The following is a 20,115-nucleotide window of genomic DNA, read 5'->3' as shown; positions in this document are numbered from 1 at the left end:
TTCTAGGGGGGGGATCTTTTTGTTGAATACCTCAGTGGTTATTATCCGGGGGCGCTCTTTGGGTATTATACGAACCTCCTAAGCGGGGCAGCCCCTATGTGGTTCTTGGGGCTGCCCCGCTGGAACGGCGTTACTCGCGCTCGCCGGTGAAATTCAACAGCAGCTGGAAGATGTTGATGAAATTCAGATAGAGCGACAAGGCGCCGAAGACGGCCAGCTTCTGGCGCGATTCGCCGTCGAAATTCTCGGCATACTGCTCCTTGATCGTCTGGGTGTCCCAGGCGGTCAGGCCGATGAACACGGCAATGCCGATAACCGAGATGGCGAACTGCAGCGCGGTCGAGCCGAGGAAAATGTTGACGATGCTGGCAATCACCACGCCGATCAGGCCCATGATCAGGAACGACGAGAACTGGGTGAGGTCGCGCCTGGTCGTGTAGCCGTAGAGGCTGGTGGCGCCGAACATGGTGGCGGCGATGAAAAAAGTGCGCGCGATGCTGGTTCCGGTGAAGACCAGGAATACCGAGGCGAGCGACAGGCCCATGACCCCGCAGAAGGCCCAGAACATCGCCTGGGCGCTGGCCGCCGACATTGTCTGCATCTTGAACGAGAACAGCAAGACGAAGGCGAGCGGCGCCAGCATCACCACCCATTTCAGCGGGCTGGAGAAGATCGGCACATAGAGCGCCGGCGTCGACGAGATCATCAAGGCAACGAGGCCGGTGACCACCAGGCCGACGCCCATGTAGTTGTAGACGCGCAGCATATGCTGACGCAGCCCCTCGTCAAAAATGGCTCTGGTTTGGGCGCCGGTGCCGACGCGGTATCCCAGGTTGGGCGTGTTCATTTGCATTCTCCTTTCTAGATCGGTCGGTAAGGGTGGATCGATCAGTAAAGCGTGTTGGCGAGCGTCTCGGCGGCGCGATCGAGGTCGTGGACCTCGCTTCGTCCGACCACCGCATAGGCGACCTCGCCGATCTGGAAGTAGGCCGACGAAATGTCGCCCAAGGGCGCGATGGTCGGCTTGACGACGTCGAAGGTTCCAGGCCTGATCGCGAATAGCGACACCAGCCCCATGTCTTTCGTCTCGACCGCCATCTCGACGCTCGGCCCAAAGCGCGACGGGTAGATCTGCACGTCGCGGACTTTCCAGTCCGTTGGCAGCGACGGCATGACGATGGCGGTCGCGGCACGGATCTCGCCGGCGTCGTAATCGGGCGCTTCCGGCTGCGACGGCATGCTTTCGCGCACCAGCGTCGTTCTATGGGCCCGCACCGCCTCATCGACATAGGCAGGCGGCTGTGGCGAGGCGACGACCTTGGTCACCGACATCGGCCCGATGATGCCATTCGCCAGCCAGCCGGCGGCGGCGAAGACGGCAACCACCGCCGCGCGCTGCAACACACCGAAGATGCGGCCGCGGGCAAGCCCCCTCTCCAGCCGCCGCGCGGCATCGGCGGTCGCTGGTCGCGCCATGCCCTTGGGGCCGGCAAGCGCCACGCGCAGTTCATCGCGGGTGCGGAGATCGGACATCACGCGCGCCGCTGCTTCCGGCCGGGCCGACAGAAATGCCTCGACCTCGATTCGGCGGGTGACGTCGATCTGGTCGTCGACATAGGCGTCGAGGTCGATATCGGTCACGGGATCGACAGCTGCTGTCACGACGGGCCTCCAACGATCCTAAGGTGGTTCTTCGTCTTCGCGGGCGCCGCCTCCATCTCGCGCAATGCGGCGCGCGCCCTGCCGATGCGTGACATCAACGTTCCCAGCGGCACGCTGCTGGCATCGGCGGCCTGCTGGTAGGACAGCCCCTCGATGGCGACAAGATGCAGCGCTGAGCGCTGTTCTTCCGGCAGGCTGAAAAAGGCTTCGCGCACTTGAGCCAGGCGCACCGAATGTTCCTGCGGCGCCGGCGTGCTGCCATCGACAAGATATCCGGCCTGTTGGAGGCGCGTGGCTTCCGACCCGCGCGATCGCATTCTGTCGATGAAAGTGTTGTGGACGATCGACAGCAGCCAAGCGCGCAGGTTTCCACCGGAGCGGAAGGTGCCGCGCCGCTCATAGGCACGCACCAGCGCGTCGTGGACGAGATCCTCGGCATCCGTGCTGTCGCGCGTCAGCGAGCGCGCGTAACGGCGTAGCGAACCGAGCTGTCCTAAGACGTCAAAGCGTGGCATCGACGGTTTCATGTCCTGTTTACGGAGCATGTGGGGAATTTAATCCCTGCCCCGCCAATTTTTTACCGGGTTGGCTTGAGGACATCGTTCGCCCCAGAAAGCTTGTGCAGCCTGAAGCGGCGGGAAAAGCGCTGGCGAAACGCAACCGATTTGCGTATCAATCCGCCGCCCATTGGAGCCGTATCGATGTTTGAAGCCCTGCAGCCCGCCCCCGCCGACAAGATCCTGGCCCTGATCGGCCTTTATCGCGCCGACCCGCGGCCCGACAAGGTCGACCTCGGTGTCGGCGTCTACAAGGATCGCGACGGCAAGACGCCGGTCATGCGGGCGGTGCGCGAAGCCGAAAAGCGGCTGCTGCAGGGGCAGGACACCAAGACCTATCTCGGCCTTGCCGGCGATATCGGTTTCAACACGGTAATGGCCAAGCTCGCCTTCGGCCCCGGCGCCGACATGACGCGCATCCGCGCGGCACAGGCGCCCGGCGGCTCCGGCGCGCTGCGGCTGGCGGCGGAATTGCTCAAGCGGACACGCTCGGACGCGACCATCTGGCTGTCGGACCCGACCTGGCCGAACCACATGCCGGTGATGCGTGCTGCCGGCCTGCAGATCCGTGAATACCCCTATTTCGATGCCGCCTCGGGCACAGTGCGCTTCGACGACATGCTGGCGGCGTTGCGAACGGCAAGAAAGGGTGACGTGGTGTTGCTGCACGGCTGCTGCCACAACCCGACCGGCGCCAATCTGGACGCGGCACAGTGGGCGGCCGTAACCGAGCTGGTCGTCGAGTGCGAGTTGCTGCCATTTGTCGACATCGCCTATCAGGGCTTTGGCGATGGCCTCGAGGCCGATGCCCTCGGTTTGCGCCTGCTGGCCACGAAAGTTCCCGAAATGGTCGTCGCCTCGAGCTGCTCGAAGAATTTTGCCGTCTACCGCGACCGCGTCGGCGCGGCGATGATCCTGGCCAGGGACGGCGCCCAGGCCGATGTGGCGATGAGCCAGATGCTGTCGGCGGCGCGCGCCATGTATTCGATGCCACCGGACCACGGTGCTGCCGCCGTGCGCATCGTGCTCGAAGACGCCGCCTTGCGTGCGGACTGGGAGGCCGAACTCGAAGAGATGCGCCTGCGCATGCTCAGACTCCGTGTCCAGTTCGCCGAGGCACTGCGGCGTCAGTCCAATTCCGACCGTTTCGATTTCGTCGCCAATCATCGCGGCATGTTCTCCCGCCTTGGCCTCACGGAAGCGCAGGTCGAACGACTGCGTTCCGAGCACGGCATCTACATGGTCGGCGACAGCCGCATCAATGTTGCCGGCCTGCCCGAGGATGGAATGGACGAACTCGCCAAGGCGATCGTCTCTGTCCTCGACTGAGGCGGCTCACCTGTGGACAAGGTTCCCGCGCCGGCTGACAGCGTTGGCCGCGCGGCCGGCCGCGGGATAGCATTCGATAGACTGACGCAATTCCGGACAGAAAACCGTTTCACACTTTTCCTGGAATAGCTCTAGATGACGCCATCGAAAGACATTTCGCGCCTGATCGAGATCATGGCGGCGCTGCGAGCCCCAAAGACCGGGTGTCCCTGGGACATCGAACAGGATTTCTCGACTATCGCCCCCTATACGATCGAGGAGGCCTATGAGGTGGCGGACGCCATCGCGCGCGGCGACCTTGATGACCTGCGCGACGAACTCGGCGACCTCCTGCTGCAGGTCGTCTACCACGCGCAAATGGCTGAAGAGGCGGGTGAATTCGCCTTCGGCGATGTGGTCAAGGCGATCACCACCAAGATGATCCGCCGCCACCCGCACGTCTTCGGCGACGAAAAGGCCCGCAGCGCCGGCATGGCCAAGGGCATGTGGGAAAAGATCAAGGCCGAGGAGAAGGCGGAGAAGCGGCAAGCCCGCCTCGCCCGCGGCCTCGACCCGGAAGATAACGGCAAGGGGTTTCTGGACAGCGTGCCGGTCGCCCTGCCCGCGCTGACGCGGGCACTGAAACTTCAGGAGAAGGCCGCGCGCGTCGGCTTCGACTGGAGCGAGGCAGCGCCCATCCTCGACAAGATCGAGGAAGAGATCGGCGAATTGCGCGAGGCGCTGGCCAAGGGCGAAACGGCCTCGATCAAGGACGAGTTCGGCGACATGCTGTTTGCCGTCGTCAATCTCGGCCGCCATTTGAAGGTCGATTCCGAAGCGGCGCTGAGCGGCACCAACGAAAAATTCCGCTCGCGCTTCCATTATGTCGAACAGGCCCTTGAGAAATCCGGTAGCACGCTGGAGAAGGCGACCTTGCCCGAGATGGAAGCCCTCTGGCAGGAAGCAAAAACCGCGAAGTAAGTTCCCTTACCCGTTATTTTTGCGACGCAATCTGCTTTCGATCTCTTCGCGGGCGCTTTGCGTGGCCCTGAGCGAGATGGTGGCGCTGCCGTCGTCATTATCGCTTCGCGAAACGATATCGCCATTGCGATACAGCCAGTCGACAAGGCCGAACTGCGCCGGCTCGATCGTTACCGTCAGGTCTTCGAGCTCGCCCGCCATCCGCGTTTCGATGATCGCCTTCAGCGCATCGATACCCTCGCCGGTCACCGCCGAAATGGCGATCGGCGGGGCTTTGCTGGCGTCGGCGCTGTCGGCAAGCAGCCGGCTGCGGTTGCCCTCGTCAAGCAGGTCGATCTTGTTCCAGACCTCGATGATCCGCTTGGCATCACCGGCGTCGACGCCGAGGTCGGCGAGGATGCGCTCGACATCCTCGGCCTGGGCCGCCGTGTCCGGATCGGAAATGTCGCGCAGATGGATGACGAGATCGGCCTCGACGACCTCTTCCAGGGTGGCACGGAAAGCCGCGATCAGATGCGTTGGCAGGTCCGAAATAAAGCCGACCGTGTCCGAAAGAATGATCGGCGTGCCGTGCGGCAGGCGCACACGCCGAAGCGTTAGATCGAGCGTGGCGAACAGCATGTCCTGCGCCAGCACGTCTGCTCCGGTCAGCCGATTGAACAGCGTCGACTTGCCGGCGTTGGTATAGCCGACGATCGCCACCACCGGGAACGGCACCTTCTTGCGCTTGGCGCGGTGAAGGTCGCGCGTGCGGCGCACCGTTTCCAGCTCCTGCTTCAGCTTGATGATCTTTTCCTGCAGCTGCCGCCGGTCGGATTCGATCTGCGTTTCGCCGGGGCCGCCGAGGAAGCCGGCACCGCCGCGCTGGCGTTCGAGGTGGGTCCAGCTGCGCACGAGGCGACCCTTCTGGTAGTTGAGATGGGCGAGCTCGACCTGCAAGGTGCCTTCCTTGGTGCGCGCGCGCTCGCCGAATATCTCGAGGATCAGCCCGGTGCGATCCAGCACCTTGGCGTTCAACTCTTTCTCCAGATTGCGCTGCTGCACCGGAGTCAGCGGATGGTCGACGACGACCACTTCCGCATGTCCCTCTTTGACGATTTCTGCGAACTCCGCGACCTTGCCGCTGCCGAGCAACGTCGCCGGGCGCGGATCGTTGACGGTCACCACCGCGGTATGGATCAGATCAAGGTCGATGGCGCGGGCAAGGCCTACGGCCTCGTCGTGGCGAGCGTCGGCCGAACGCATCAGCCGTGGACGGTTGGTCTCGTCCTCGTTGCGCTGGTGGCGGGTAAGGACGGGCACAATGACAACGGCCCGGGTCGGGCCCTCGGCTTCCGTCCCTGGATGATGTGCTGGCTTTCCGCGAACGGTATCGTCCGCGTCTTTCTCACGTGCCAATCAGGCGCCCTGGCTTTCCTCGCCATCGAACATTTGAACCGGCTGGCTCGGCATGATCGTGGAAATGGCGTGCTTGTAGACGAGTTGGGAGTGACCATCACGGCGCAACAGGACACAGAAATTGTCGAACGAAGTGACCACCCCGGTCAGCTTCACGCCGTTGATGAGGAAGATTGTGAGCGGATTCTTGCTCTTGCGAACTGAATTCAGGAACAGGTCCTGAAGGTTTTGCGATCGTTCCGCCATTGTTCTTGTCTTTCGCCGATCCCCTTCGGTTTGCAAGCCAATGCGCCAAATTAACGGGCGCATGTCAAGCTCACAAACACCGTCTTGTCGTCAGCAACGACAAGCAGAACGAGATAAATTGATGTTCATTCCACCTGTGCGGTTATCAGGCTGGACTTTTTTCCGCAATGTCAAAAAAGGCTTGTCGCAACGAAAGTGTTATCGAACCGGGGTGCCCATTGGCGATTGTATCGCCGTCGATGGCCACAACCGGCATGGCGATTGTCGTTGCGGAGCTGATGAACGCCTCGCGTGCCGCCTTGGCCTCGGCGACAGAAAAGCCGCGCTCCTCGATCTTCACGCCGAGCTTGGCCGCCACTTCAAACATGGTCGTGCGGGTGATGCCGCGCAGGATGCCATGCTCGGCCGGCCTGGTAACCAGGACGCCATCCCGGGTGACGATCCAGGCATTGGACGAGCCGCCTTCCTTCACGTTGCCGTCGGTGTCGACGAACCACGCTTCCTGGGCGCCGGCTTCCTTGGCCTTCTGCTTGGCCAATACATTGGGCAGCAACCCGACGCTCTTGATGTCGACGCGGTCCCAACGGTTCTCCGGCACCGTGATGACCGCAATGCCGGTTTCAGCGCGTTTTGCACCAGAGGCGGGATCGGCCTTCCTCGCGGTGATCACCAGGGATGGCTTGGTGTCGGCGGACGGGAAGACAAAGTCGCGGCTGGCAACGCCGCGCGTCACCTGGACATAGACCAGGCCGTTGGCGACATGGTTGCGGTTAACCACCTCGCGCAGGATCAGCGGCAGCACGTGAGAGGTGACCGGCCAGGCGATCGACAATTCGGTCAAGGAGCGGTTCAGCCGGGCCAGATGGCGCGGCATGTCGACGATGAAGCCGCGCGCCACCTCGCAGACCTCATAGACGCCGTCGGCGAACTGATAACCGCGATCCTCGATATGCACGGCAGCATCCGCGTGAGTGACGTAGCGGCCGTTGACATAGGCAATACGCGGCATTGGCAACCCCTCAGGAATTCTCGGGCTTTCTTATGCGATTCCGCCGCCGCCGTAACCGGCAAATGGTTGGCCCAAGCGCGGCTGGCCGGAAGTCGCGCTCAGACGCCCAGCGACTTCAGCTTGCGGTGCAGGGCGGAGCGCTCCATGCCGATGAACTCGGCGGTTTTCGAGATGTTGCCGCCGAACCGGTTGATCTGGGCGATCAGATAGTCCTTCTCGAACTGTTCGCGCGCCTCGCGCAGCGGCAGCGCCATGATGTGCTGGTCGGATTGATTCGGCGTGCGCGGCATGACATCGCCGATCTCGGCCGGCAACAGGTCCGCGGTGATCGGCGCATCGATGTTGTCGCCGCGCGCCAGGATCATGAGGCGCTCGACATTGTTGCGCAACTGGCGGACGTTGCCAGGCCAGTTATGCGCCTGCAGCACAGCCAGCGCGTCGTCCCCGATGCGGCGCGGCTTGATGCCGGCCTGGCGCGCGATCTGCTTCATGAAATTGTCGACGAGATAGGGAATGTCCTCGCGCCGCTCGGCCAGTCCCGGCACCATGACCGGAACCACCGCCAGGCGATGATAGAGATCCTCGCGAAAACGGCCGTCGGCAATCATCGCTTCGAGGTTCTGTGAGGTCGAGGAAATGATGCGGACGTCGACCTTGACCCGCTTGGTGCCCCCTACCCGCTCGAACTGCTGCTCGACCAGCACACGCAGGATCTTGTTCTGCGTCTCGCGCGGCATGTCGGCCACTTCGTCGATGTAGAGGATGCCGCGATGAGCCTCCTCCAGCGCGCCGACCTTGCGCTCGACGCCGTTCGATTCGGTGCCGAACAGCTCGATCTCCATGCGCTCGGGCGTGATGTTGGCGGCGCTCAGCGTTACGAAAGGTGCGCCCTTACGCGCCGACAGCGTGTGGATGGCGCGCGCGGCTAGTTCCTTGCCCGAGCCTGACGGGCCGATGATCATCACGCGGCTGTTGGTCGGGGCAACGCGCTCTATAGTCTGGCGCAGTTGGCTCATCGCCGACGACATGCCGATCAGATCGAAGGTTTCGCCACTGCGCAGCTTGAGGTCGGAAACCTCTCGCCGCAGTTTCGAGGTCTCGAGCGCACGCTCGGCAATCAGGATCAGCCTGTCGGCCTTGAATGGTTTTTCGATGAAATCATAGGCACCGCGGCGGATGGCGGAGACCGCCGTTTCGATGTTGCCGTGGCCTGAGATCATCACCACCGGCAAGGTCGGGTGCATCGTCTTGATCTCGTCGAGCAGTGCCAGCCCGTCCAAGCGCGAGCCCTGCAGCCAGATGTCGAGGAAAATCAGCCGCGGCGCCCGATCGGCGATCGCCGCCAGCGCGCTGTCGGCATCGAATGCGGTGCGGGTTTCGTGACCTTCGTCGCTCAGGATGCCCGCGACGAGTTCACGGATGTCTTCCTCGTCATCGACGATGAGAATATCAGACGCCATTACCGACCTTTTCAGTTTCTCGTTCGTTTTCAGTCCTGCTATCGCCGCGCGGAGACGCGGCAGCCGCAGGCGGCAGGATGATGCTGATCATCGCGCCGCGTCCGTCGTGGAAATCTGGGGGCGCATCGTGAAGTTCCAGCCTGCCACCATGGTCCTCCACGATCTTCTTGACGATAGCGAGGCCAAGCCCGGTGCCTTTCTCGCGCGTCGTCGTATAGGGCTCGAGCAACCGCTGGCGATTTTCGCGCGGCAGGCCTTTGCCATTGTCGATGACGTCGATGCGAATCGCGCCATTCTGGCGCCCGGCTTGAATCCGGATTATGCCGTGCGAACCATCCGTCTGTTCCAATCCGTCGATCGCCTCGGCGGCGTTCTTGATCACATTGCCGAAAGCCTGCGCCATCAGACGGCTGTCGAAGGTGCCCTTGAGCGGCTCGGTGCCGAATACCCGCTCGAAAGTGATGTCGGCGCGGCTGACCTCGACCAGGAACGAGGCCTCGCGCAACGATTCGCGCAGGTCGATAGCCTTCATCTCGGGCTTTGGCATGCGGGCGAAAGCCGAGAATTCGTCGACCATACGGCCGATATCCTCAACCTGACGGATGATCGTGTCGGTGCACTGGTCGAAAACCTCGCGGTCCTCGGTAATCACCTTGCCGTAGCGGCGCTTGATGCGCTCGGCCGAGAGCTGGATCGGCGTCAGCGGATTCTTGATCTCGTGTGCGATGCGCCGTGCCACATCGGCCCAGGCGGAGGAACGCTGCGCCTGAACCAGGTCGGTGATGTCGTCGACCGTCACGACATAGGATTTTTCCTCCGAGCCGTCGTCGCCGGCTTCGATGGTGATCTGCACGTTGAAGGTCCGTTCGGCGCCGGCGCGGTAGAAGGTCACCTGCTCGCGGTAGACAGGCTTGCCGGACTTGCGGCCGATCTCGAAGACGCGGCCGACATGCGGCAGCACGGAGGACAGGTTCTGCCCAAGGGCGGCGCTGGCTGAAATGGCCAGCATCGCCTCGGCCGAGCGGTTGACGATGGTGACGATGCCATAGGGATCGACGCCAATGACGCCAGCGGTGACGCCGGCAAGCACCGCTTCCGAGAAGCGGCGGCGCTCGTCGATCAGGTCCTTTGCGGACAGGATCTCGTTGCGCTGCGATTTCAATTCGAGCAGCATCTTGTTGAACGTATCGCCGAGCGAGGCGACATCGCCATCCGATGGCCTGACCGGAACCGCGACATCGAGATTGCCGGTCGCCACCTCGTCGGCGGCTCCGATAAGCTGGCGAATGGGGCGCACCAGACGGTCGGCGACAGCGATACCGGTCCAGATGGCGGACAGGATGATGATCAACGTCAGCGACAGATAGGGCAGCGCAAAGGCCACCTGCGAGGTGCGGCGGTTGTCTTCCAGCCCACGATATTCGTCGGTGTTGGACCTGACGATCTGCCGCGCCTTGATCACTTCCGGATCGACGAGACGAATGGTGTAGAGATAGAGCCCTTCGATCTCGCGCAGCTTGACGATGGCGCCCATGATGTTGCGCGTTTTCGGTTCGATCAGCACCGGTTTGCCGTCGGAAGCGCTGGCCACGGCGCCTTCCGGCGGCTCGGGCATGGCGAAATCCGTATCGGTCTTGGCGCTCATGACGAACGAGCCGTCGGGCTTGATCAGCGCCGCATGGGCCAGCGACCGGCCCACTGCTTCCTTGTTCATCAGATCGAGAAAACCCGTGCGATCGAGACCGTAGAGCGAGCGCGACGAGTCGAGATCATAGGCCATCGACAGCGTCGTCCCCTGCAGGTTGCGGGCATTCTCCTGGACATAGGCGTCGGCGATCGACAGCGACGAATTGACGATCGTCTTGGTGCGGATTTCGAACCAGCGGTCGAGGCCGATATCGAGCGTGATCGATGCGATGATGGCCACCATGATGGCCGGAATGGCGGCGACCAGCGCAAACATGGCGACGATGCGCACATGCAGCCGCGAGGCGGCCTTGCCGTGCCGGCGCGCCATCAGGATGCGGTGGACTTCACGCCCGACCAGCGCAATGAGGAACAGGACGAAAGCGGCGTTGAGGGCAATCAGTGCCAGCGTCGTCGATTCGTTCGGCGTGATCGGCGTGGCGCCGACGAGGATGGTGAACGAGATCGCCGCCGTCACCAGCGCGCCGACGACCGCGACGACGCCGGGCAATGCCAGCAGCCGGCGACCGTCACGCGTGCCGGGTTCGCTGAACAGCTGTTGTTTTTTTTTCGGTGCCTGCGAAGCCATGTCGCCGTCTAGAGCCATGATTGCGTCGGATGTATGCAACGCATTGTGGCGATTATGCAACAAGTGTGACCGAGACGGAAATCTTTCGAGAGCCGGTCCCCTGAAAAGAGGGCGGGGCTCGGATGGGCTCAGCCCTGCCGCGACGATTTGTAGACGTTGACGCCGAGCTCGCGGATCTTCTTGCGCAGCGTGTTGCGGTTCAAGCCCAGCAATTCGGCGGCCTTGATCTGGTTGCCGCGGGTGGCCGTCATAGAGGCCAGGACCAACGGGTACTCGACCTCGGCCAGAATGCGCTGGTAGAGGCCCGCGGGTGGCAAATCGCCGGCAAAGGAGGCGAAATAGCGCTGCAGGAAATGCTCGGCGGCCTGGCCGATCGACAGGTCGTCGGGAATGAGGTTGCCGCCCCCCGGTACCACCGGACGTTCGCCGGTCTTGAGCTCGGCCTCGATGATCTCGGCGGAAATCTCGTCCTGCGAATAGAGCGCGGCGAGCCTGCGAACGAGGTTTTCCAGTTCGCGCACATTGCCCGGCCAGGGATAGCGCTTCATCAGTTCGATGCCGCCCGAGGAGATGCGCTTGGTCTGCAGACCTTCCATCTCGCCGAGCTTGAAGAAGTGGCGGACAAGATCCGGCACATCCTCGGAGCGCTCGCGCAGCGCCGGCAACCTGAGCGGCACGACGTTGAGGCGATAGAAGAGATCCTCGCGGAAAAGCCCCTGGTTGATCAGCGTGCGCAGATCCTTGTTGGTGGCGGCAACGATGCGCACGTCGGTCTTGATCGGTGTGCGTCCGCCAACCGTCGTGTATTCGCCCTGCTGCAGGACGCGCAGCAGGCGCGTCTGTGCTTCCATCGGCATGTCGCCGATCTCGTCGAGGAACAGCGTGCCGCCCTCCGCCTGCTCGAAGCGACCGGTGGAGCGGTTCTGCGCGCCGGTGAAGGCGCCCTTCTCGTGACCGAACAGTTCCGATTCGATCAGATCGCGCGGGATCGCCGCCATGTTGATGGCAACGAATGGACCGCCGCGACGGCGGCCATATTCATGCAGCGCGCGCGCCACCAGTTCCTTGCCGGTGCCGGACTCGCCCGAAATCATCACCGTCAGGTCGGTCTGCATCATGCGCGCCAGCATGCGGTAGATGTCCTGCATGGCGGCCGAGCGGCCGACCAGCGGCATGGCGTCTGGCTGTTCTTCCGGCCGCGCATCGATCTTCGGCCGCCGTGGCTCGGAAAGCGCCCGGTTGACGATGTTGAGCAGTTCGGTCAGGTCGAACGGCTTCGGCAGATATTCATAGGCGCCGGTTTCGGATGCGCGGATCGCCGTCATGAAGGTGTTCTGGGCGCTCATGACGATAACCGGCAGTTCCGGCCGCGCCTTCTTGATGCGCGGCAACATGTCGAACGCGTTTTCGTCCGGCATCACCACATCGGTGATGACCAGATCGCCTTCGCCAGCCGCCACCCAGCGCCATAATGTCGAGGCGTTGGAGGTGACGCGTACCTCGTGACCGACGCGTGAAAGCGCCTGGTTGAGGACGGTGCGGATCGCCGCATCGTCGTCGGCGACGAGAATATTGCCGCGAACGGTCATTTGCGGTCTCCTTCACCGTCTTCATCGGCGCCGTATGACGTTTCTTTCCAAGCTGGCATCAGGATGCGGAATGTGGTCCCGCGCGGCGTCGATTCGCATTCGATGATGCCGCCATGCTCGCCGACGATCTTGGCGACCAGCGCCAGCCCCAGCCCCGAGCCGTTCGGCTTGGTGGTGATGAACGGGTCGAACAGGATCGGTAAAATATCTTCCGAGACGCCGGAGCCATTGTCGCGCACGCAGAATTCCAGCGGCAGCGATACGCGGTCCTGCGTGCCCGGAACGGAAACGCGGATGCCCGGCCGGAAGGCGGTCGACAGCACGATCTCGCCCTGAGGATCGCTGCCGATCGCCTCAGCGGCATTCTTGACCAGGTTGAGGAACACCTGGATGAGCTGGTCACGGTTGGCAAACACCGGAGGCAATGAAGGATCGTAATCCTCCATTATCTTGATTCTCTTGGCAAAACCGTTCTTGGCAATTGCCTTCACATGGTCGAGCACGACATGGATGTTGACGGGATAGCGATCGATCGGCCGCTCATCGGAAAACACTTCCATGCGATCGACCAGCGACACGATGCGGTCGGTCTCGTCGGTGATCAGCCGCGTCAGCGCGCGATCCTCGTCGGAAGCCGACAGTTCGAGCAACTGGGCAGCGCCCCGAATGCCGGACAGCGGGTTCTTGATCTCATGGGCAAGCATCGCCGCCAGGCCGGTGACCGAGCGCGCCGCGCCGCGATGCGTCATCTGCCGGTCGATCTTGTCGGCCATCGACCGTTCCTGGAACATCACCACGACGGAGCCCGGATATTCCGATACCGGCGCGACGTAGAGATCGACGACCTTCTCGATTCCGAGGCGCGGCGACGACACGTCGACCCGGTACTCGTTGACGGGAGCCCGGCGCTCGCGCACCTGATCGACCAGCGTCAGCAGCGGGCTGCCGAATGGAATGAGCTTAGACAGTGTGTTGCGCGCCAGCATGGTTGCGCTGGAGCGAAAGAAGTCTTCCGCGTCGGCGTTGGCGAAGGTGATGAACCCTTGCTCGCTGATCATGATCACCGGCCGACGGATGGTGTTGAGCACGATCTGGGCGGCATCCGCCATTTCAGCGCCTTGGGCAGCGGCGGCATTCATGCGGCGCTCCGCAGGTTCAGGGGTTGCGGATCGCGCGAAAACACGTCGCGCAGCAAGGCAATGACGCGCGCGGGCTCCAATGCGGTCAGAATAGCTTTTCGGCTGTCGTCGTCAGCGACACCGTCGGCATGACGGTCAAGATACCATCCAAGATGCTTGCGCGCCTGGCGCAGGCCGCTTTCGACCCCATAGAGCGCCAGCATGTCCTCATAATGCGAGACGATGTACGCGGCCAAAGCTTGCCGATTGTCGGGCATGCCGGGCACAGTCTCGTTCCGTGCGGCCGCAGCAATGCCGCCTGCGATCCAGGGCGCGCCATAATGCGCACGGCCAACCATGACGGCGTCAGCGCCGGATTGATCGAGAATGTCGGCAGCTTCCGCCGGGGAGCAGACATCGCCATTGGCGACGACAGGAATGGACACGGCTTCCTTGACGCGGGCGATGGCGCGCCAATCGGCCTTGCCTTGATAGAATTGGCAGCGCGTGCGGCCATGCACGGTCACCATCTTGACGCCGGCCTGTTCGGCGCGACGCGCCAGCACCGGCGCGTTGAGCGCGCCTTCGTCCCAGCCGAGCCGCATCTTGACCGTCACCGGCACGTCGACCGCGCCGACAACGGCGTCGATTAGCGACAGCGCATGGTCGAGATCCAGCATCAATGCCGAGCCGGCATAACCGCCGGTGACCTTCTTTGCCGGGCAGCCCATGTTGATGTCGATAATGTCGGCGCCCTCGCCGGCAGCGATTCTGGCACCTTCGGCCATGTGCGCCGCCTCGCGGCCGGCAAGCTGGACCATATGGACCGGCAGGCCGGAGTGGCGTATGCGCAGGTTGAAACCGGACCTGCCCTTGGCCAGCTCGCCGCTCGCCACCATTTCAGACACGACCAGGCCGGCGCCATGCGCATGGGCGCGTTGCCGGAACGGCTCGTCTGATATCCCCGACATTGGCGCGAGAAACACGCGATTGCGGATTCTCACGCCGCCAACGTCAAGCGACGTTGCCAATTTGGTCAAGTTAACCATGCACAAAAACCAAGCATGTTCATTCGTTGCACATTCTCTAGCCAGAACTGCAGCAAAGTGCAACGCGGAATGACGCCACATTAAGGCGCAATTGGGAAAATGCCGGGGTTCGGCTTTGGCTGGCGACCAAGGCGCCGCGCGTCCCTCAGCACGGGCAATGGCACGCTTGGGAATTTCATACTTAGCGCACGATCTTTCCTAAAACCGATTACACTTTTCGGGATCGTGCGCTAGGACCAGTCGGCATGACTGACGCAAGTGAAAATCGCGTTTCAAGTGAGGATGGCAAGGTCGCCGTGGTGATCGTTGCGGCCGGCCGCGGCGCGCGCGCCGGACAGGCCAATGGGCCGAAGCAATATCAACATATTGGCGGCTATGCCGTCATCGCACACACGCTGGAAATTTTTCTGTCCCACCCGCGAACCAGCGAGGTCGTCGTCGCCATCCATGCCGACGACCACGAACTGTTCCGGGAGGCGGCGGGTGCCAACGCCGAACGGGTTATCCTCGTCATGGGCGGGGCGACAAGGCAGGCATCGGTCCGGCTGGGACTGCTTGCGCTGAGAAGCCACGCGCCGGGGCGGGTCCTGATCCACGATGCCGTCCGTCCATTCGTCGACGCGGACCTGATCGATCGCACGATCGCTGCCATTGGCGAGCGCGAGGGGGCGTTGCCTGCCCTGCCCGTTGCCGACACGCTGAAGCGTGAGTCGGCCTCTGGCTTGGTTGGCGAAACCGTTTCCCGCAGCGGACTTCACACGGCGCAAACGCCACAGGGCTTTCCATTCTGGCCGATTCTTGCCGCGCACGAGAAAGCCCATCATCTGCGAAAAATGGATTTCACCGACGACTCCGCGATCGCCGAATGGGCGAATATTCCGGTTAACATCGTTCCAGGCTCCCCTGATAATATCAAACTCACCTGGGCAAGGGATATTGCGATGGCGGACCAGCGGCTCTCCGGCGAACGCGTGCGCTTTCCCGACATCCGTACCGGCAATGGTTACGACGTGCATGCGTTCGAACCCGGCGACCATGTCACTCTGTGCGGTGTCGCCATTACGCACGACAAGAAACTGTCCGGCCATTCCGACGCCGATGTCGGCCTGCACGCCTTGACCGATGCGCTGCTGGCGACCTGCGGCGCCGGCGACATCGGCACGCATTTTCCGCCGACCGACCCGCAATGGAAAGGCGCTGCGTCCCGGATATTCGTCGAGTACGCGGCAAGGCTGGTGCGCGAGCGCGGCGGACGCATCGCCAATGCCGATATCACGCTGATATGCGAGGCACCGCGCGTCGGCCCGCATCGTGACGCGATGACCGCAGCCCTGTCGCAGATGCTGGCAATTTCACCGGACCGCATCTCGATCAAGGCGACAACCAACGAGAAGCTCGGCTTTGTCGGGCGCGAGGAAGGCATAGCGGCGATCGCAACCGCCAGCGTGGTGTTTCCCGGCGAGGTGCCGGAATGAGCAGCAGCGAGCTGGCAAATGCCTTGCTGCAAGCCTGCCTGAAGCGCGGCATCATGCTGGCAACGGCGGAAAGCTGCACCGGCGGCATGATCATCGCCGCGTTGACCGACATCGCCGGCTCCTCGGCCGTGGTCGAGCGCGGCTTCATCACCTATTCCAACGAAGCCAAGATGGACATGCTCGGCGTCTCCGCCGCCACGCTTGAGACGTACGGCGCGGTTTCGCGCGAGACGGCGATTGAGATGGCGAAAGGCGCGCTCGCCCGTTCGCGCGCCGGGCTTGCTCTGGCGGTCACCGGCATTGCCGGGCCCGGCGGCGGTTCGACGGAAAAACCGGTCGGCCTGGTCTGGTTCTGTGTCGGGCTGGGCGGTCAGGCCGTGACCGTCCAACGCAAGATATTTGCCGACAAAGGTCGCGATTTCATCCGCCGCGAAACGGTCCGGCACTCGTTGGAACTGGGTCTGCGCGCGCTTGGCCAGAGTCAGGCCGAGGGTGCTGCACCGTAGATGACGTCGGCACGCTTCTCGAAAGCCTCGGCGAACATGCGGAAAGCACGGTCGAACATGGTTCCCATCACGGCGCCCAGAATGCGGCTCTTGAACTCGTAGTCGATGAAGAAGCGGACCGTGCAGCCGGCGCCGCCGTCGGGCTCGAAACGCCAGACATTGCTCAGATATTTGAACGGGCCATCGATGTATTTCACGTCGATGGTGTTCTCGTCGGGCTTCAACAGCACCTGCGTCGTGAAGGTTTCGCGGATCGCCTTGTAGCCGATGGTCATGTCGGCGAGGAGAACCGTGCGCCCGTCACGCTCCTTGCGCGAGCGAACGGTCAGCGCCTCGCAAAGCGGCAGGAATTGCGGATAGGATTCTACATCGGCGACCAGCGCGAACATCTGGTCCGGTGTATGGGATACGCGGCGGGTGGCTTCAAACTTTGGCACGAAACCGGCTCCAAAGCCCGTCACGGCGACGCAGATTCATGCGACGCGCTTTGGATTCGTTGTTTTTATGCATGTCGTTCTCCCAAAACCGAGGTCACTTTGGGCGACATGCACTAAAGCGATTTCCTGAGAGCCGCTTCCCGTGCGGCGCGCAGCCGGGCGAAATCGTCGCCGGCATGATGCGACGAGCGCGTCAGCGGGCTTGACGCCACCAGCAGGAAACCCTTGGTCCGGCCGATCGTCTCGAAAGATTTGAACTCCTCCGGCGTGACGAAGCGGATCACCGGATGATGCTTCTTCGACGGCTGCAGATACTGGCCAATGGTCATGAAGTCGACATTGGCCGAACGCAGATCGTCCATCAGTTGCAGGATTTCGTTCCGCTCCTCGCCGAGACCCACCATGATGCCGGACTTGGTGAAGATCGACGGGTCGAGTTCCTTGACCCGCTGCAACAGCCTGATCGAATGGAAGTAGCGGGCCCCCGGACGAACCGTCAGGTAGTTCGACGGCACGGTTTCGAGATTGTGGTTGAAGACGTCGGGCTTGGCCGCCACGACGATCTCCAGCGCGCCATCCTTGCGCAGGAAGTCGGGCGTCAGGATTTCGATCGTCGTCGAGGGCGTCGCGGCCCTGATGGCGCGGATGACGTCAGCGAAATGCTGCGCACCGCCATCGGCGAGATCGTCACGGTCGACTGAGGTGATGACGACATGCGTCAGCCCCATCTGCTTGACGGCGTGCGCGACGCGAGCCGGCTCATCGGGATCGAGTGCTGTCGGAATTCCGGTGGCGACGTTGCAGAAGGCACAGGCGCGCGTGCAAATCTCGCCCATGATCATGAAGGTGGCGTGCTTCTTCTCCCAGCACTCGCCGATGTTGGGGCAGCCGGCTTCTTCGCAGACTGTCACCAGCTTGTTCGACTTCACGATTTCGCGCGTTTCGGAATAGCCCTTCGACATCGGCGCCTTGACGCGGATCCAGTCCGGCTTGCGCAACACGTCCTGGTCTGGCTTGTGCGCCTTTTCCGGATGCCGCAACCGCGGAGCATTGGCAATCGTATCGAGGACAGTGACCATCGGGAAACCTGGTTCGTTCGCGATTGCCTGTCAGGCATTCGCAGTCATGACGTCATCTAAGACTTTTCAACGCAAAGAAAAAGGCCGCGGCGGTGCATGCCGCAACAGCCTTTTTCGCATAGCAGATATTCAGCGGTGTTAACGGCGCACCAGGCGCCCTGCCCAGATCAGCAGGCAGGCACCGATAAAGCCGGTGATCAGGTAGGCAGTCCAGCCGACGCCGAACGGACCGAGATTGAGTGCCTGCAGAATGGCGTTCAGTACGATCGCGCCGACGATACCCAAAATAATGTTCATGAAGATGCCGGTGTTGCTCTTCATGACCATCTCGGCAAACCAACCCGCCAGTCCGCCGATGATGATGGCTGCGATCCAGCCCACGCCATTCACGTCCATATGTCCTCTCCTTGCACGAGTGAAAATGCATCCGGAAACGAACTGCTTTGCCGTCGAGATCCCGCAGCTTTAGCGATTGAGTCTCGTGCAGCCAATCTATCATGCGTTCAGCACGCGACCATAGGCGTCGAGCACGCTTTCCTTCATCATTTCCGACAGCGTCGGGTGGGGGAAGATGGTGTGCATCAACTCTTCTTCGGTCGTTTCGAGGTTCATCGCCACGACAAAGCCCTGGATCAGCTCGGTCACTTCGGCGCCGACCATATGCGCACCAAGCAACTGACCGGTCTTCTTGTCGAAGATGGTCTTGATGAAGCCCTGGTCCTCGCCGAGCGCGATGGCCTTGCCATTGGCGGCGAACTGAAAGCGCCCAACCCGGATGTCCTTGCCCTCTGCCTTGGCCTTCGCTTCCGTCAGGCCGACGGAGGCGACCTGCGGATTGCAATAGGTGCAGCCTGGAATCTTGAGCTTGTCGGTGGCATGCACGCCAGGGAAATTGGCTATCTTTTCAACGCACACCACGCCCTCGTGCTCGGCCTTGTGAGCAAGCATCGGCGGGCCAGCGACATCGCCGATGGCGTAGATGCCGGGCACATTGGTGTTGCCGTAACCATCGATGACGATGCAGCCGCGCTCGGTCTTTACGCCGAGCGCCTCAAGGCCGAGATTCTCGATGTTGCCCTGCACTCCGACCGCCGAGATCATGCGGTCGGCGGTGATCTTCTCGACCTTGCCGTCCTTCATCTCGACATGCGCGGTGACCGAGTTGGCACCCTTCTCGACCTTGGTCACCTTGGCTTCTAGGATGATCTTCATGCCTTGCTTCTCGAACTGCTTTTGCGCGAATTTCGAGACTTCGGCGTCCTCGACCGGCATCACTGCAGGCAACAGTTCGACGACTGTCACATCGGCACCCATGGTGCGGTAGAACGAGGCGAATTCAATGCCGATGGCGCCGGAGCCCATGACCAGCAGCGACTTCGGCATCTCCTTCGGCACCATGGCCTCAAAATAGGTCCAGATCAGCTTGCCGTCGGGCTCGATGCCGGGCAGCGCACGTGGCCGGGCGCCGGTGGCCAGGATGATGTGCTTGGCGCCATAGGTGCCCTCAGCCTTGACGCCCTTCGGCACCGGCGGCTGCGGCTCCATCGGCTTCTTGGCCGTCTTGGATACGACGATCTCACCCAATTTATCGCCGGAAGGAGCCTTGGACAGCTTGGCCTCGCCCCAGATGACGTCGACCTTGTTCTTCTTCATCAGGAAGGCAACGCCGCCATTGAGCCGCAGCGAGACTTTTCTCGATCGGTCGACCACGGCCGACGTGTCGACGCTGACCTTGCCGTCAAGTTTCAGACCATAGTCCTTGAAATGATCCGAATAATGCATGATCTCGGCCGAGCGCAGCAGCGCCTTGGTCGGTATGCAGCCCCAATTGAGGCAGATGCCGCCGAGATGCTCGCGCTCGATGATCGCCGTCTTGAAACCGAGCTGGGCGGAACGGACCGCCGTGACATAGCCGCCGGGGCCGGAGCCGATGATGATGACGTCATAGTTCTCAGCCACGGTTTTC

At 62.4% G+C, this 20,115-nt stretch carries 19 protein-coding genes; 4 read left to right on the top strand and 15 right to left on the bottom strand.

What is annotated here, in order from left to right; all coding sequences use genetic code 11:
- Positions 1-130: 130 nt before the first annotated feature.
- From NKI20_RS27530 to NKI20_RS27520, 3 genes are read right to left on the bottom strand one after another with little or no spacing between them, the layout of a single operon-like run.
- On the bottom strand, positions 131-847 hold the full coding sequence (locus NKI20_RS27530) for a Bax inhibitor-1/YccA family protein (RefSeq protein ID WP_352608821.1): 717 nt from the start codon (positions 845-847) through the stop codon (positions 131-133).
- Between the two features lie 41 nt (positions 848-888).
- Positions 889-1,662 carry an anti-sigma factor family protein gene (locus NKI20_RS27525; RefSeq protein ID WP_352608820.1) on the bottom strand — a complete coding sequence of 258 codons (774 nt, stop codon included), beginning with the start codon at positions 1,660-1,662 and terminating at the stop codon, positions 889-891.
- Positions 1,659-2,177: a sigma-70 family RNA polymerase sigma factor gene (locus NKI20_RS27520; protein ID WP_352608819.1), complete on the bottom strand. Its 519-nt coding sequence runs from the start codon at positions 2,175-2,177 to the stop codon at positions 1,659-1,661. The genes NKI20_RS27525 and NKI20_RS27520 overlap by 4 nt, the downstream gene beginning before the upstream one ends.
- 186 nt (positions 2,178-2,363) lie before the next feature.
- On the opposite strand from NKI20_RS27520, the gene NKI20_RS27515 reads away from it, so the two are divergent.
- Together NKI20_RS27515 and mazG are read left to right on the top strand one after the other, a co-directional pair.
- Positions 2,364-3,548: an amino acid aminotransferase gene (locus NKI20_RS27515; protein WP_352608818.1), complete on the top strand. Its 1,185-nt coding sequence runs from the start codon at positions 2,364-2,366 to the stop codon at positions 3,546-3,548.
- A gap of 135 nt (positions 3,549-3,683) precedes the next feature.
- A complete protein-coding gene (gene mazG, locus NKI20_RS27510) occupies positions 3,684-4,508 on the top strand; it encodes a nucleoside triphosphate pyrophosphohydrolase (RefSeq protein WP_352608817.1) in 825 nt (274 codons plus the stop codon).
- Between the two features lie 6 nt (positions 4,509-4,514).
- On the opposite strand, the gene hflX is transcribed toward mazG, so the two are convergent.
- From hflX to dusB, 8 genes are all read right to left on the bottom strand, one after another.
- Entirely contained in the window at positions 4,515-5,906 is a 1,392-nt protein-coding gene (hflX, locus tag NKI20_RS27505) for a GTPase HflX (protein ID WP_352836324.1), read from the bottom strand.
- Positions 5,907-6,152 carry an RNA chaperone Hfq gene (gene hfq, locus NKI20_RS27500; protein ID WP_006202172.1) on the bottom strand — a complete coding sequence of 82 codons (246 nt, stop codon included), beginning with the start codon at positions 6,150-6,152 and terminating at the stop codon, positions 5,907-5,909. It lies immediately after the preceding gene.
- A 145-nt stretch (positions 6,153-6,297) separates the two neighbouring features.
- Positions 6,298-7,161, bottom strand: a complete 864-nt coding sequence (locus NKI20_RS27495; RefSeq protein WP_352836322.1) for a D-amino-acid transaminase — start codon at positions 7,159-7,161, stop codon at positions 6,298-6,300.
- Between the two features lie 98 nt (positions 7,162-7,259).
- Positions 7,260-8,621: a nitrogen assimilation response regulator NtrX gene (gene ntrX, locus NKI20_RS27490; protein WP_013895628.1), complete on the bottom strand. Its 1,362-nt coding sequence runs from the start codon at positions 8,619-8,621 to the stop codon at positions 7,260-7,262.
- A complete protein-coding gene (locus NKI20_RS27485) occupies positions 8,611-10,896 on the bottom strand; it encodes a sensor histidine kinase NtrY-like (protein ID WP_502898167.1) in 2,286 nt (761 codons plus the stop codon). Before NKI20_RS27485 ends, ntrX begins: the two co-directional genes overlap by 11 nt.
- Positions 10,897-11,024: 128 nt before the next feature.
- Positions 11,025-12,485: a nitrogen regulation protein NR(I) gene (ntrC, locus tag NKI20_RS27480; protein WP_023757916.1), complete on the bottom strand. Its 1,461-nt coding sequence runs from the start codon at positions 12,483-12,485 to the stop codon at positions 11,025-11,027.
- Positions 12,482-13,624 (bottom strand): two-component system sensor histidine kinase NtrB, encoded by a 1,143-nt coding sequence (locus NKI20_RS27475; protein ID WP_352836319.1) that lies wholly within the window; start codon positions 13,622-13,624, stop codon positions 12,482-12,484. The genes ntrC and NKI20_RS27475 overlap by 4 nt, the downstream gene beginning before the upstream one ends.
- Positions 13,621-14,652, bottom strand: coding sequence for a tRNA dihydrouridine synthase DusB (gene dusB, locus NKI20_RS27470; protein ID WP_352836316.1), 1,032 nt, complete (start codon positions 14,650-14,652; stop codon positions 13,621-13,623). Before dusB ends, NKI20_RS27475 begins: the two co-directional genes overlap by 4 nt.
- Before the next feature lie 245 nt (positions 14,653-14,897).
- On the opposite strand from dusB, the gene NKI20_RS27465 reads away from it, so the two are divergent.
- Both NKI20_RS27465 and NKI20_RS27460 read left to right on the top strand, forming a co-directional pair.
- On the top strand, positions 14,898-16,127 hold the full coding sequence (locus tag NKI20_RS27465; RefSeq protein WP_352836313.1) for a bifunctional 2-C-methyl-D-erythritol 4-phosphate cytidylyltransferase/2-C-methyl-D-erythritol 2,4-cyclodiphosphate synthase: 1,230 nt from the start codon (positions 14,898-14,900) through the stop codon (positions 16,125-16,127).
- Complete coding sequence (locus NKI20_RS27460) at positions 16,124-16,633, top strand: CinA family protein (RefSeq protein WP_352836310.1); 510 nt, start codon at positions 16,124-16,126, stop codon at positions 16,631-16,633. Before NKI20_RS27465 ends, NKI20_RS27460 begins: the two co-directional genes overlap by 4 nt.
- On the opposite strand, the gene NKI20_RS27455 is transcribed toward NKI20_RS27460, so the two are convergent.
- The 4 genes from NKI20_RS27455 to lpdA all read right to left on the bottom strand — a co-directional run bounded on the left by NKI20_RS27455 (position 16,609) and on the right by lpdA (position 20,108).
- A complete protein-coding gene (locus NKI20_RS27455) occupies positions 16,609-17,070 on the bottom strand; it encodes a type II toxin-antitoxin system RatA family toxin (RefSeq protein ID WP_023757921.1) in 462 nt (153 codons plus the stop codon). The genes NKI20_RS27460 and NKI20_RS27455 overlap by 25 nt on opposite strands.
- 113 nt (positions 17,071-17,183) lie before the next feature.
- Entirely contained in the window at positions 17,184-18,149 is a 966-nt protein-coding gene (lipA, locus tag NKI20_RS27450) for a lipoyl synthase (protein WP_352836306.1), read from the bottom strand.
- Between the two features lie 138 nt (positions 18,150-18,287).
- Positions 18,288-18,545, bottom strand: a complete 258-nt coding sequence (locus tag NKI20_RS27445) for a GlsB/YeaQ/YmgE family stress response membrane protein (RefSeq protein WP_023757923.1) — start codon at positions 18,543-18,545, stop codon at positions 18,288-18,290.
- A gap of 99 nt (positions 18,546-18,644) precedes the next feature.
- On the bottom strand, positions 18,645-20,108 hold the full coding sequence (lpdA, locus tag NKI20_RS27440) for a dihydrolipoyl dehydrogenase (protein ID WP_352608809.1): 1,464 nt from the start codon (positions 20,106-20,108) through the stop codon (positions 18,645-18,647).
- Between the last annotated feature and the right edge of the window lie 7 nt (positions 20,109-20,115).

This window comes from Mesorhizobium sp. M0830, assembly GCF_040319965.1.
Taxonomy (GTDB): domain Bacteria; phylum Pseudomonadota; class Alphaproteobacteria; order Rhizobiales; family Rhizobiaceae; genus Mesorhizobium.
Note: the sequence above shows the minus strand (reverse complement) of the source record. Positions and strands in the feature narration are given on the sequence as shown.